Genomic DNA, 13,561 nt, shown 5'->3' with positions numbered 1-13,561 from the left:
TTGCCGCCGGCGTCTCACGTTACGGACGCGAAGCGTAGCCGCACGCCCTCCCGCCGGCCGACAATCGTGCGCGACTGTTGGGCGGCCGTTACCGCTACGTGACCCTCGCGTGCGGCAGGTCACTCGTCGGGTGCACGGCAACCCGCCGGGCTGTCACTGGACGCCGGCTCCCACGCCGGCGCCCGGCCGCCCGGAGCGTCACCGCCAGAAGACCGCCACCGCCGCGTTGACCAGGGTCAACCCGACGATCGCCAGGAAGTGCCCACGATTGACCGAATCCCGCTTCCGGGAGAAGAAAACCATGACGAAGATGAGCAGCGCGAGCACCAACTTGGTAACAAGCTTCGCCGGGGCGGGCTCGTCGCCGTCCCGGAGCGGGGCGGAGAGGCCCAGCCCGGTCAGCAACTGGACGACCGCCCCCCAGAGCATGGCGGGGTTGATCTTGATCCGCCCGGAGACGAGCTGGGCGACGCTACCCCCGAGCAGCAGCGCGAACCCGATCAGGTGGGCGTAGAGCAGTACGAGCCGGATAGCTTCCACGCCGGACATCCTCCCCTATCAACGACACGTCGTAGTAGCCGCCCCTCGGGCGACTGGTGGTTGCAGGGGACCCTTCCTCGACAAAATGCGGTAGGAGGGGGCCCCTGCATCCACCCCAGCCCGGCGCGGCCGGGTGTCGGCTCAGGTGGTCCGCCAGACCTGGAAGGTCGGGCCGTCGGCGGGGAGGGTGAGGGTGCCGTCGGCGTCGGGGCGCAGGGGCGGCGCGCCGCCGTACACGTTGTCGGCGGGCGGCAGGCCGGTGAGGCGGACCGGACTGCCGGGCGCGCGGCGGGCCAGCACCACGGCCGTGCCGTCGACCGCCTCCCGGGCGAAGACCACGGTGTCGGCGTCGGCGTGCAGCCAGCGCAGGCCACCGTGGCGCAGCGCCGGCTCCGCCCGCCGCAGCGCGATCAACGACCGGTACGTCTCGAACGTCCGGTGGTCCCAGGTCTCCGGCCGGTGCCAGGGCATCGGGGTACGGGAACCCTCCCCGTTCGTCCCGGTGAGTCCCAGCTCGTCCCCGGCGAAGATCATCGGGGTGCCGGGCATGGTGGCGAGCAACCCGGCCGCGACCTCCTGCCGGGCCGCGTCCCCGACCACGGTGCGGATCCGGGCCGAGTCGTGCGAACCGAGCAGCTGCCACGAGTGGGTGTACGACCGCCAGGACACCAGCGACCGGTATGCGTTCATGGTGGCGAGCACGGCGTGGGCGTCGCGCCGCACGACCCCACCGGGGGTGCCGAGGAAGTTCGGCACCGGGTCGTCCCCGGCCCGCAGCCAACTCCACACCGGGTCGGTGAAGCCGACGTAGTTCATCGTCCCGTGCCAGCCGTCGCGGTCCAGGTCGCCGGTGTGGTCGTGACCGTGTTCGGCCATCACCAGCGCGTCCGGGCGGGTGTCGGTGGCCACCGCCCGCAGCAGCGCCGCCACCTCGTGGGTGTACGCGTCGGTGCCCCGCCGGCCGGTCATGTTCGCCACGTCCACCCGCCAGCCGTCCAGCCCGTACGGCGGGCGCAGCCAGCGGCGCAGCAACGAGTCCGGGTCGGTGGCGAACCGGCGGCGCAGCTCGGCACTGCCCCAGTTCAGCTTCGGCAGCGACCGGACCCCGTTCCAGGACTCGTACGACGGCTCCAGATCGCGGCGCGGCGTCAGACGCGCCGAGCTAAAATTGTCGCAGCCGTCGGCGTCGAAGTAGTACAACTCCCGCTCGGGGGCGTGTGCGTCGGCGCGGGCCCGGACGAACCACTCGTGCCCGTCGCCGGTGTGGTTGCTGGTGATGTCGCCGAGCACCCGCCAGCCGCGCGCGTGTACGGCGTCGGCGAGCCGGGCCAGCGCGGCGTCGCCGCCGAGCAGCGGGTCGACGTGGTCGAAGCTGGCCGCGTCGTACCGGTGGTTGGAGCGGGCCGGGAAGACCGGGGTGAGGTAGACGGTGTTCACCCCCAGCCGGTCCAGGTGGTCCAGGTGCCCGGTGATCCCGTCCAGGTCACCGCCGTAGAACTGGTAGGGGGTCTCCGGGCCGCGCCCGACGACCGGGGTGTCCCAGTCGCAGGGGACCGCCCAGTCCGGGGCCGGCCGGGTGGCAGCTCCCGCCGAGCGGGCGAAGCGGTCCGGGAAGATCTGGTAGATCACCGCGTCCCGGGCCCAGGCCGGCGGCGGATCGTACGTGACGAGCTTGAAGTCACCCGCGTCCGGCACGTCGTGGTCGACGTGACCGGCGGCGTTCAGCCAGCGGGTGCCGCGCCGGCCGGTGAGCAGGAACCGGTAGTTGGTGACCGGGTTGCGGACGGAGACGTCGGCCCGCCACCAGACGTCGTCGCCCTCCCGCCGGTCGACGACGGCCTCGGCGAAGCGCGGCTCGCCGTCCGGGGTGGTACGCAGGTGCACCTGGCGTACGTCGGCGTCGGCCGGGACCCGGACGTGGACCGGCACGGTGTCGCCGATATCCGGCGTCTGCTCGGGTACGTAGCGGGCGGATCCGTCGTGGTGCGGCTGCATGCTGGAGCCCTTTCCGGGTGGGGTACGGGGAAAGAACGAGCTGCCCGCCGGGTCGGGTGACCCGACGGGCAGCTCGTGACTGCTCCGGTGTACGTCGTCGCCGACGCCCTTGCCGGTGGGCCGTGGAGGGCGAGCCCTCGACCGCGCGCGGCGGTCAGCCCTTGACCGCTCCGGCGGTGAGGCCGGAGACGATGTAGCGCTGGACGAACTGGAAGACCAGCACCGTCGGGATCGCGGTGAGCAGGGTGCCCGCCGCGAAGATGCCGAAGTTGTTGTTCCGCTCGCCGGCCACCAGACCGAACATGCCCACCGCGAGGGTCTTCGACTCGGCGTCGGTGAGGAACACGTTCGCCATCAGGAACTCGTTGATCGTGCTGATGAAGGCGAGCAGGCCGGTCACCGCCAGGATCGGTGCCACCAGCGGCAGCAGGATCCGGAAGAAGACCTGGGAGTGCGAGGCGCCGTCCATGGTCGCCGACTCGTCCAGCTCCTTGGGGAGCGTGTCGAAGAAGCCCTTCATCAGCCAGGTGTTCACCCCGAGCGCCCCACCGAGGTAGAGCAGGAGCAGGCCCCACGGGGTGTTGAAACCGATCGCGGGCCACAGGTCGGTCACCGTGGTGAAGATCAGGAAGATCGCCACGATCGCCAGGAACTGCGGGAACATCTGGATCAGCAGCAGCGCGAGCAGCCCCGGCCGCCGGCCGGCGAACCGCATCCGGGAGAACGCGTACGCGGCCAGCGCGGAGAGGAAGACCGATACGAAGCTGGCCAGCCCGGCCACCAGCAGAGAGTTGAGGAACCACCGCTCGAAGGCGGTCCGCTCGAACAGGCCGGTGAAGTTCTCGAACGACACGCCCTCGGTGGGCACCAGGTCGGTGGAGCTGAGCGTGCCCAGCGGGTTGAGCGCGGCCGAGAGCACGAACAGGATCGGGAAGAGGCTGAACGCCACCGCGGCCACCCCGACCAGGTGCCGCCAGCCGACCTGGGCGAACCAGCGGCTCCGGCGTCGGCCGGCGGTCCGGTTGGCGACCGGCGCCTGTGCGGATGTCACGAGTACACCTCCTCCTGCTGCCGGGTACGCCGGAAGCTGACCGCCGAGACCACCGCGACGATGGTGAAGATGAAGATCGACACCGCGGCGGCCAGGCCGTACTCCGCACCCTGCGCGCCGAAGGCCAACCGGTAGGTGTAGGTGATCAGCAGGTCGGTGGCACCACTGGTCGGGTTGTCCGCCGGGAACGGCCCACCCTCGGTGGTCAGGTAGATCGCGTTGAAGTTGTTGAAGTTGAACGCGAACGACGAGATCAGCAACGGCGAGAGCGCGACCAGCAGCAGCGGCAGCGTGACCGATCGGAACGACTGCCAGGCCGACGCCCCGTCGACCGAGGTCGCCTCGGTCAGCTCCCGGGGGATGGCCTGCAACGCGCCGGTGGCGACCAGGAACATGTACGGGTAGCCGAGCCAGAGCTGCACCAGGATCACCGCGACCCGGGCCGACCAGTCCTGCCCGAACCAGTCCACGCCGAGCCCGAACAGGTTGTTGATCAGGCCGAAGTCGGTGTTGAACATGTCCCGCCAGACCAGCAGCATCGCGAACGACGGCATGGCGTACGGGAGGATCAGCAGGACCCGGTAGATGTTGGTGCCGCGCATCCGGGGCGAGTGCAGCGCCAACGCGATGGCCATGCCGAGGACGAACGTGAACCCGGTGGAGCCGAGCGCGAAGGCGAAGTTCCAGAGCAGGGTGCCGAAGAACGGCCCGGAGATGTCCGGGTCGGTGAGCACCCGGCTGAAGTTGCGCAGCCCGACGTTCACCTTCCAGCCCTGGGCGAGCCGCTCGCCGTCGGCGGCGACGAACGCGCCGGTATCGGCGTCGGCCGTCCAGGTCTTGCCGCTCTCGGCGTCCCGGATGCAGTCGCAGCCCTTGTCGTACGCCCGGACCGCCTTGCCCTCGTAGGCGCGGGAGAGGCCGGACGAGCGCAGCGCCCCGGAGTCGGTCGGCACCACCAGGGCGGTGATCTCCTCGCTCCGCGCGCTGGCCTGACCGACGTTGAGCACGGTGTAGCCCTCGGCCGCGGTGACCTTGCCACCGGCGGCGACGGTGACGTCCGCGGCGTCCAGTTCCCGCAGGCCGCTCGCGTCACCCGCGGAGACCTTCCCGGTCTGCGGGTCGCTGACCAGGAAGACCAGCGCTCCGGTGGCCGGATCGCCCTGGGTGGCGACGGAGAGGGCGTACTCGCTCGAGCCGGGCACCTGCTTGACCGAGGCGATCTGGATGGCGACGATCGCGGCGTCCTTGGTGCCCCGGTGGCCGTCGCCGAAGTTGGTGAACGCGGTGCTCGCCGTGTAGAGCACCGGGACGATCTGGAACGCGATCAGGAAGAGCGTGCCGGGGACCAGGTACTTGGCCGGGACGTGCCGACGGGTGAGGTAGAGGTAGAACAGGCCGGCGGTGGTCGCCAGCAGCAGGGCCAGTCCGGCCCACCTCTCGGCGTCGATGAGCGGGAAGGCCGCCCAGACCGCGATTCCGGCGGTCAGTCCGAGCAGGATCACCTTCACCGCGAGGCCGGTGAGGGTGATCGGCGCGTCGTGTGACGAGGCGCGGCGCGCGGGCCGGGAGCCCGTGGGCTCCCGGCCCGGGGTCTGTGTGCCAGACCCCGAGCCGGACAGCGAGGTGGTCATTACTTGATCTGGCCGGCGATCGTCTTACCGGCGGCGGTGACGGTCTTCGCCGGGTCGGCGCCACCGATGATGGCGGCCTCGGCCTTGCCGAACGGGTCCCAGATCGCGGCCATGGCCGGGATCGCCGGGAGCACCTGGCCGTTCTTGCCGGCCTCCTGGAACTTGGCCAGGTCCGGGTCGGTCCCCTTGACCTGGTCGAGGGCGGCGGTCAGCGCCGGCGGACGCGGCTCGGCGTTGTAGAGCGCCACGGCCAACTCGGGGGTGCTGACGCGGTTCGCCACGAACTCCTGCGCCAGGGCCTTGTTCTTGCCCTTCGCGGCGACGTAGAACGCCTGCACGCCCACGAACGGCTGGGCCTCCTTGCCACCGGCGAAGCCGGGGACCGGGGAGATGTCGTACTTGATGCCGGCCTTCTTGGCGTCGGTGACGGCCCACGGCCCGGAGACCAGGAAGGCGCACTTCTTGCCGGTGAAGGTGGCGATCGAGTTCTCGCCGGTGATGGAGCGCTTGAGCGCGCCCTCGCCCTTCTCCCCCAGCTTGGCGATCTTCTGGAACGCCGCGATCGACTCCGGCTTGCCGACGCCCAGGTCCTTGGGGTCGTAGTCGCCGTTGGCGGCGGTGCCGAAGAGGTAGCCGCCGGCCGAGGTGTACAGCGGGTAGATGTGGTACGCGTCGCCGTTCTGGCCGGACTGGAGGCAGAGGATCTCGGTGGCCTTCTTCTCGGCCTTGAGCTTCTTGCCGGCGGCGACGAGGTCCTCGATGGTCTTCGGCGCCTCGGGGGCCAGCTCGGTGTTGCGGATCAGCGCCAGATTCTCCATCGCGTACGGGACGCCGTAGAGCTGGCCGTTGAAGGTGACCGCCTTGATGGCGGTCTCGTTGAAGCCGCTCTTCTGCTCGGCGGCGAGCTGCACCGGCTCGATCGCACCGTTCTGGACCATGTTGCCGATCCAGTCGTGCGCGCCGACCACGACGTCCGGGCCACTGCCCTGCTGGGAGGCGGTGACGAAGTTGATCTGGAGGTCCTTGGAGACGGCCTGCACCTCGACGGTGACGCCGTTCTCGGTGCCGAACTTCTCGGCGTAGGGCTTGAGGGCCGCGGCCCGCTTGTCGTCGGCCCAGATCACCAGCTTGCCACCAGAGGCCTTGGCGGACTCCTTCGCGGCCGGCTCGTCGTTGTTGTCGCTGCCGCCGCAGCCGGAGGCGGCGAGCGCCAGCGCGACGGCGGCGACCACACCCGCGGTACGGATGCGCATCGGTACTCCTGTCGTCATGGCAGGCCCGCCGGGGGAAGGGCGGCCCGCCAGGGGGAACGTCGGTAGAATTTGTGTCAACCGGCGCGGTGTGCTGCGCCGCTGCTCTCGCGTGTTGCCGGGACGTTAGCAAGACGTTGCAGACAATGGAAGTGCTTGCAGAGGTGTTCGCAAGAAGTTGCGGTTGAGCTAGAGTGCGGCCCATGCGCGCTCGACTGTCCGACATCGCCCAACAGGCCGAAGTCAGCGAGGCCACGGTGTCGCGGGTGCTCAACGACCGCCCCGGCGTGGCCCCCGAGACCCGGCAGGCTGTGCTGACCGCCCTCGATGTACTCGGTTACGAGCGCCCCGCCCGGCTGCGCAAGCGCAGCGCCGGGCTGGTCGGGCTGGTCGTGCCGGAGCTGGACAACCCGATCTTCCCCGCGTTCGCCCAGACCATCGAGTCCACCCTGGCCCAGAGCGGGTTCACCCCGGTGCTCTGCACCCAGACCCCCGGCGGGGTCACCGAGGACGAGTACGTCGAGATGCTGCTTGACCGGCAGGTCTCCGGGATCGTCTTCGTCTCCGGCCTGCACGCCGACACCGCCGCCAACCACGACCGGTACCGCGCGCTCATCGGCCGGCCGCTGCCGATCGTGATGATCAACGGTTTCGCGCCCGGCATCGCGGCGCCCTTCGTCTCCTGCGACGACCGCGAGGCCACCGAGCTGGCCGTGGCCCACCTGGTCGCCCTCGGGCACCGGCGGATCGGCCTGATCACCGGCCCGGACCGGTTCGTGCCCGTCCAGCGCCGGGTCGCCGGCTACAAGGCCGCCATGCGGCGCCTGGTCGAGCTGGACGAGGCCGAGCTGGAGCCGCTGGCCGAGCTCTCCCTGTTCGGCGTGGAGGGCGGCGAGGCCGCCGCCGCCCGGCTGCTCGACCGGGGCGTGACCGGCATCGTCTGCGGCTCCGACCTGATGGCGCTGGGCGCGATCCGGGCCGCCCGGCAGCGTGGCCTCTCCGTGCCGGCCGACCTCTCCGTGGTCGGCTACGACGACTCCCCGCTGATGGCCTTCACCGACCCGCCGCTGACCACGATGCGGCAACCGGTGGTGGCGATGTCGGTCGCCGCCGTCCGGGCCCTGGTCGACGAGATCAACGGGCACGGCGCCCCGCACTCGGAGTACCTCTTCCGCCCGGAGCTGGTGGTCCGTGGCTCCACCGCGGTCGCGCCGGCCGACACGGCCCGACCCGGCCCGGTCCCGACCCCGCAGCGGCCGGTCCCGCCCGCGCTGGCCGTACCGGCCTGAGAGGGAGCGGCGCCGGGCTCGGGCCCGGCGGGTGGCGACATTTCTTGCGCAAGTCCTGCTTGACTCTTGCAGCGCCGGGCCGGCATTCTGCACGCACACCCGCGCCGGCTCGTCGCGGGTCGCCGTCCCGCGCCAGAGAACGGGGTACGCCACCGTGACCGCCATCCGCCCGACGCCGCCCGCCACCGACCTCGACTGGTGGCGCTCCGCGGTCGTCTACCAGGTCTACGTCCGCAGTTTCGCCGACTCGAACGCCGACGGCGTGGGCGACCTCCAGGGCATCCGGGAACGGCTGCCCTACCTGCGGGACCTGGGAGTGGACGCGCTCTGGCTGACCCCCTTCTACACCTCCCCGATGGTCGACGGTGGCTACGACGTGGCCGACTACCGCGACGTCGACCCGATGTTCGGCACCCTGGCCGACTTCGACAACATGATCACGGATGCGCACGCCCTCGGCCTGCGGATCATCGTGGACCTGGTGCCGAACCACACGTCCGACGCCCATCCCTGGTTCCAGGCCGCCCTCGCCGCCGGCCCCGGCTCCCCCGAGCGGGCGCGCTACCTATTCGCCGAGGGCAGGGGTGAGGACGGCGACCAGCCTCCGAACGACTGGGAGAGCATCTTCGGCGGCCCCGCCTGGACCCGCGTCCCCGACGGCCAGTGGTACCTGCACCTGTTCGACCCGGCCCAGCCCGACCTGAACTGGCGGCATCCCGAGGTCCGCGCCGAGTTCGAGGACATCCTGCGGTTCTGGCTGGACCGGGGCGTGGACGGTTTCCGGATCGACGTGGCGCACGGCATGATCAAGGCCGAAGGGCTGCCGGACGTCGGGTTCAGCACCATGACCACCGGCCAGCGGCAGGTGGAACTGCTCGGCAAGGGGCGGCTCCCCTACTTCGACCAGGACGAGGTGCACGACATCTACCGCTCCTGGCGGCCGATCCTGGACAGCTACCCCGGTGGGCGGATGGCGGTGGCCGAGGCGTGGGCGGAGACCCCGCAGCGACTCGCCCGCTACATCGGCCCGGACGAGCTGCACCAGGCGTTCAGCTTCGACTTCCTCGACGCCACCTGGTCGGCCGACTCGTTCCGCAAGGTGATCGACACCGCGCTCGCCGAGTCGACCATCGTGGGCGCGCCGACCACCTGGGTGCTCTCGAACCACGACAAGAAGCGGCACGTCAGCCGCTACGGCGACGGCGAGGTCGGCCTGCGCCGGGCCCGCGCCGCCACCCTGCTGATGCTTGCCCTGCCCGGCTGCGCGTACGTCTACCAGGGCGAGGAACTGGGCCTGCCGGAGGTGCTCGACCTCCCGGACGAGTTGCGGCAGGACCCGTCGTTCCTGCGCACCGGCCAGAGCCGGGACGGCTGCCGGGTGCCGATCCCGTGGAGCGGCCAACTCGCGCCGTACGGCTTCGGCCCGGAGGGCAGCGAACTGAGCTGGCTGCCGGCCCCCGCCACCTGGGCCGCCCTCTCGGTCGCCGCGCAGACCGGCGTGCCCGGCTCGACGCTGGAGCTCTACCGCACCGCGCTGCGGATCCGGCACGAGCACCCGGCGCTGGCCTCCGTCGACGGCGGGATCACCTGGCGGGAGACCGACCCCGGCGTGCTGGCCTTCAGCCGCCCGGCCGACGACGTCGAGCTGACCTGCGTGGTCAACCTCAGCGGCGCACCGACGCGGATCAGCGGGTACGGCGAGCCGATCGTCGCCAGCGCGCCGCTCACCGACGCGAGTGACGGGTATCTCCTGCCGATCGACGCCGCAGTGTGGTTCGAGCGGCACCTGGTCGGGTAGACCTGAACTCACCTGGTCGTTCGCCGAGCTTCGCGCCGTCGGGCGACTGGGGCAGACGACCCCTTGTGGTGGGGGGTGAGGGCACCGGCGGCCCCGGGGAGGCTTCCCCGGGGCCGCCGGTGTCCGTCCGGGGCTCTCGCGACGACGACCGGTCGGGACCGGTCGCGCTAGCCCTCGGGGCGGCTCTCCGTCCGATCGGTGAGCCGGGCGGCGATCCGCCGGAACCCGGCCCGCAACTGCTCCTCGGTCGGCGGGGTACGCGGCTCGCCGTGCGGCTCCCGGGCCGACGCCTCCTCCAGTTCGTCGTCGATGGTGTCCTCGAAGTCGCCGTACAGGTCGGACTCCTCGATCCGGGCGCTCTCGTCCTCGGCGGCGATCCGCGCCGAGGTGATCTCGCCCCGGATCTCGTCGGCGGAGACCGCCGGCAGCAGCGGCTCGACCACCGCCATCAACTGCTCGTCGGCGACCACCGACTCGGCCAGGGCCAACGCGTGCGGGCGCTCGTACGGCCCACAGACCACCGGCTCCCACTCCTCGGTGTCGCCCAGGGGGCCGAAGGTGATGATCCACGGCAGGCCGAGCATCGGCGAGTCGTCCGGCAGGTCCAACGTCACGAGTGCGCCCACGCGCCCATCATCGTCCCTGCGGCGGGATGATGAGTCCGGTTCGCCCCGATTATCGGCTATGCGGGGTCCAGTTCCCCGTCCGGCACGGCGGCCCGCCACCGGCGCGTCCACTCCGCGCGCAGCCGGTCCAGGCCGGCGTCGTCCAGCCCGTACGCGCTGACCACCAGGCTGACCGGGCCGGCGGCATCGTCGGTCAGCGGGGTCTCCGCCATGGCGGCCAGCAGCCGCCCCTCGGCGTCCACCACGATCCGCTGGAACCGGCTGTCGTGCCACTCCTGCGTCGGCCCGGCCTCGTCGAGGACGGCGAGCAACTGCTTCCCGGTGGCCCCACCGGCCAGCCGCACCGTGCGCCGCTGCCCCGCCGGGCGCCGTTCCAGCAGGTACCGCAGCTGCTCGAAGAAGGTCCGCCAGCCCTCCTCCAGGCCGTCGTACCCGTCGGCCAACTCGCCGTCCAGCGCCCCGGGCATCACCGCCCGCACCCGGGTCCGCTCCCCGTCGGCCTCCGCCTGGAGCTCCTGGCCGGCCTCCAGCGCGATCCGGTCCGGCGGGTACGCCTCGGCGTGGTCGACGAAGATGTGCCGGATCTCCTCGGCCAGTCCCTCGAAGTCCCAGCCGAACCACTGCCCGATCAACTCCGGCTCGGTCAGCGCCGACCAGACCGTCTGTTGGTCGGCCGCCACGACCACCTCGACACGGAACGGCTTCGGCTCGGTCATCTGCGACACCTCTCAGATTCAATCGCTGGTCGGGGGCGCGGAACGGTCCGGGGTGCCGGGCCGGACGCCACCGACCGGAGCGACGACCCTACCCCCGTCGGCCAGATCCAACACCCGTCCCTGCTCACTGGTCGCGGCCAGCGCCGCGCCGAAGAGCACCAACTGGTTGAGCAGGTAGAGGTAGAGCAGCAGCCCGACCGCGCCGGCCACCACCGCGTACGCCGGGTTCCGCTCGGCGCGGACCACGTAGTACCGGCCGACCGTGTTGATCAGGGTGATGCCGACGGCCACCACCAGCACCACCGGCCGCAGCCGGCGGCGGCTCATCCGAAGCCGGGGCACCAGCACCAGCAGAGCACTGGCCAGTACCAGGTTGATCAGGACGCTGAGCAGCGCGCTCACCGTGGTCAGCGCGACCGAGCCGGTGCTGCGCAGCAGCCAGCGCAGCAGGGACTCCAGCGCGTCGACGGCGGCCACCGACACCCCGATCAGCACGAAGAGCGCGACCAGGATGCCCAGGTCCACCAGGCGGCGGACCACCAGGTTGCCCGGCTGCTGGTTGAGGCCGTAGATCAACCGCTGCGACGAACGGATCGACTCCACCCAGCCGATGCCGGTGAACGCCAGGATGACCAGGCCGATCACGCCGACCCCGCCGCTGCTGTCGGCGATCTGCACCGGGTCGAGGAAGGGCAGGTTCTCCCGGAGGAAGTCGGCCGCCGCCCGGCTCACCTCGCGGTTGTCCTCGATGATCGCCCCGAAGACCGCGTAACCGATCAGGGCGAGGGCGAAGGCCGCGAAGAACCCGTAGTAGGCGATGGCCGCCGCGAGCCGCCCGGCGAGCACGTCGTTGTAGCGCATCCCGGCCCGCCAGACGTGGTCGAACGCACGGGACCGGCGTCGCAGCCCGGTGATCCACCGGTCGGCCTCGGTCTCGATCCGCCCGAACACGTTCACACGATCATCCTCGCCGATCCGCGTCCCCGCCGTCGGCCGGTACGCCTGTGCGGGTTCAGCCGCCGAGGCGGAAGTCGCGGCGGGGTCGCCAGCGGATCTGACCGGAGTGTGAGAAGAGGGTGAAGGCCTCCACCTCGAAGATGGCGGAGAAGTCGGCCAGGTCCTCGTAGACCCGGTCCAGCGCCTCCGGCGGCACGTCCTGGGCGACCGTCACATGCGGGTGGTACGGGAAACGGGTCTCCCGGTGCAGTTCGGGGGCGGCGCTGATCGCCTCGGCGAGCAGCTCGCACTCGCTGATCCCGGCGGCCACCGCGACGAAGACCACCTGGGTCACCGGGCGGAAGGTGCCGGTGCCCCGCAGGTGCAGGCTGAACGGCAGGTGCGCGGCGGCCACCTCGGCCAGGTGCGCCTCGACGACCGGCATGGCGTCGACCGGGATCTCGGTCGGCCCGAGCAGTGTCACGTGGGCCGGGATGTGGGCCGCCAGCGGGTCACCGGCCTCCGCCCGCCGACGGGTGAGGAGAGAACCCCACGGCTCCGGAATGTCCACCGCCACGCCGATCTGGGTGGTGGCGGCCGTGCCTGCCGTCGCGCCCCTACGATCCACGCCCCGCGCCACCCCTCCGGTCGCTGACCCGTCCACCGTCGACGTCATGACACCGACGTCACCCGACGCGTACCGGTGGGAAGAACCCGACCCGTTCGTACGCGGCCGCCAGCGTCCGGGCCGCCACCGCGCGGGCCTTCTCGGCACCCTGGGCGAGCAGCTTGTCGAGCTGGGCCGGGTCGTCCAGGTAGCTGCGGGTGCGCTCCTGCACCGGCCGGACGAACTCCACCACCACCTCGCCGAGGTCCTTCTTGAGATCGCCGTAGCCCCGGCCGGCGTACGCGGCGACCAGGTCGTCGATGCTCCGCCCGGTCAGCGCCGAGTAGATGGTCAGCAGGTTGGCGATGCCCGGCTTGGCCTCGGCGTCGAAGACGATCTCCCGGCCGGTGTCGGTGACCGCCGAGCGGATCTTCTTGGCCGAGCGGGCCGGCTCCTCCAGGAGGTTGATGATGCCGGCCGGCGAGGACGACGACTTCGACATCTTCGCGGTCGGGTCCTGAAGGTCGGTGATCTTCGCGGTGTCCCGGACGATGTGCGCCGCCGGCACGGTGAACGTCCGACCGAAGGTGGTGTTGAAACGCTGGGCCAGGTCCCGGGTGAGTTCCAGGTGCTGGCGCTGGTCCTCGCCGACCGGCACCGCGTCCGCCTGGTAGAGCAGGATGTCGGCGGCCTGGAGGATCGGGTACGTGAAGAGGCCGACGCTGGCCCGCTCGCTGCCCTGCTTCTGCGACTTGTCCTTGAACTGGGTCATCCGGCTGGCCTCGCCGAACCCGGTGACGCAGGAGAGGATCCAGGCCAGCTGGGCGTGCTCGGGCACCTGGGACTGGACGAACAGGGCGCAACGCTCCGGGTCCAGCCCGACGGCGAGCAGCTGCGCGGCAGCCGTCCGGCTGCGCTGGCGCAGCGACCTGGCGTCGTGCCCGGCGGTGATGGCGTGCAGGTCGACGACGCAGTAGAAGGCGTCGTGGGTGTCCTGGAGGGCCACCCAGTGCCGTACCGCGCCCAGGTAGTTGCCGAGGTGGAACGAGTCGGCCGTCGGCTGGATGCCGGAGAGGACGCGGGGGCGGGCAGGCACGTCGGACATGCCGGCAATTCTGTCAG

12 protein-coding genes are annotated in these 13,561 nt (G+C 71.4%); 2 read left to right on the top strand and 10 right to left on the bottom strand.

Annotated features, from left to right (window positions below):
* Positions 1-198: 198 nt before the first annotated feature.
* The 5 genes from GA0074694_RS11690 to GA0074694_RS11670 form a co-directional block, all read right to left on the bottom strand.
* Positions 199-540 carry a hypothetical protein gene (locus GA0074694_RS11690; protein WP_091456870.1) on the bottom strand — a complete coding sequence of 114 codons (342 nt, stop codon included), beginning with the start codon at positions 538-540 and terminating at the stop codon, positions 199-201.
* Positions 541-681: 141 nt separating this feature from the next.
* The gene (locus tag GA0074694_RS11685; RefSeq protein ID WP_091456866.1) at positions 682-2,535 is read right to left on the bottom strand and encodes a glycoside hydrolase family 13 protein; all 1,854 of its coding nucleotides are present in this window, start codon (positions 2,533-2,535) and stop codon (positions 682-684) included.
* Positions 2,536-2,689: 154 nt separating this feature from the next.
* Positions 2,690-3,586 (bottom strand): sugar ABC transporter permease, encoded by an 897-nt coding sequence (locus GA0074694_RS11680; RefSeq protein WP_091456863.1) that lies wholly within the window; start codon positions 3,584-3,586, stop codon positions 2,690-2,692.
* Positions 3,583-5,217 carry an ABC transporter permease subunit gene (locus GA0074694_RS11675; RefSeq protein WP_091456860.1) on the bottom strand — a complete coding sequence of 545 codons (1,635 nt, stop codon included), beginning with the start codon at positions 5,215-5,217 and terminating at the stop codon, positions 3,583-3,585. Before GA0074694_RS11675 ends, GA0074694_RS11680 begins: the two co-directional genes overlap by 4 nt.
* Positions 5,217-6,470 carry a sugar ABC transporter substrate-binding protein gene (locus GA0074694_RS11670; RefSeq protein ID WP_091456857.1) on the bottom strand — a complete coding sequence of 418 codons (1,254 nt, stop codon included), beginning with the start codon at positions 6,468-6,470 and terminating at the stop codon, positions 5,217-5,219. Before GA0074694_RS11670 ends, GA0074694_RS11675 begins: the two co-directional genes overlap by 1 nt.
* A gap of 200 nt (positions 6,471-6,670) precedes the next feature.
* Here GA0074694_RS11670 and GA0074694_RS11665 point away from each other — a divergent pair, with 200 nt between their 5' ends.
* Both GA0074694_RS11665 and GA0074694_RS11660 read left to right on the top strand, forming a co-directional pair.
* Positions 6,671-7,756, top strand: coding sequence for a LacI family DNA-binding transcriptional regulator (locus GA0074694_RS11665; protein ID WP_091456854.1), 1,086 nt, complete (start codon positions 6,671-6,673; stop codon positions 7,754-7,756).
* Between the two features lie 154 nt (positions 7,757-7,910).
* Positions 7,911-9,554, top strand: a complete 1,644-nt coding sequence (locus GA0074694_RS11660; RefSeq protein WP_091456850.1) for a glycoside hydrolase family 13 protein — start codon at positions 7,911-7,913, stop codon at positions 9,552-9,554.
* 167 nt (positions 9,555-9,721) lie between these two features.
* Here the strand turns inward: GA0074694_RS11660 and GA0074694_RS11655 are convergent, their stop codons facing one another.
* From GA0074694_RS11655 to trpS, 5 genes are read right to left on the bottom strand one after another with little or no spacing between them, the layout of a single operon-like run.
* Positions 9,722-10,180, bottom strand: a complete 459-nt coding sequence (locus GA0074694_RS11655; protein ID WP_091456846.1) for a hypothetical protein — start codon at positions 10,178-10,180, stop codon at positions 9,722-9,724.
* A 56-nt stretch (positions 10,181-10,236) separates the two neighbouring features.
* Positions 10,237-10,896, bottom strand: coding sequence for an SRPBCC family protein (locus GA0074694_RS11650; RefSeq protein WP_091456841.1), 660 nt, complete (start codon positions 10,894-10,896; stop codon positions 10,237-10,239).
* A gap of 18 nt (positions 10,897-10,914) precedes the next feature.
* Positions 10,915-11,853, bottom strand: a complete 939-nt coding sequence (locus GA0074694_RS11645) for a YihY/virulence factor BrkB family protein (RefSeq protein WP_091456837.1) — start codon at positions 11,851-11,853, stop codon at positions 10,915-10,917.
* Between the two features lie 55 nt (positions 11,854-11,908).
* On the bottom strand, positions 11,909-12,508 hold the full coding sequence (locus GA0074694_RS11640) for a 2'-5' RNA ligase family protein (RefSeq protein WP_091456834.1): 600 nt from the start codon (positions 12,506-12,508) through the stop codon (positions 11,909-11,911).
* 10 nt (positions 12,509-12,518) lie between these two features.
* Positions 12,519-13,544, bottom strand: a complete 1,026-nt coding sequence (gene trpS, locus GA0074694_RS11635; protein ID WP_091456830.1) for a tryptophan--tRNA ligase — start codon at positions 13,542-13,544, stop codon at positions 12,519-12,521.
* Between the last annotated feature and the right edge of the window lie 17 nt (positions 13,545-13,561).

Origin of the sequence: Micromonospora inyonensis (assembly GCF_900091415.1) — a bacterium.
GTDB classification, from domain to species: Bacteria; Actinomycetota; Actinomycetes; order Mycobacteriales; family Micromonosporaceae; genus Micromonospora; species Micromonospora inyonensis.
This window is presented reverse-complemented; position numbering and strand designations above follow the sequence as displayed.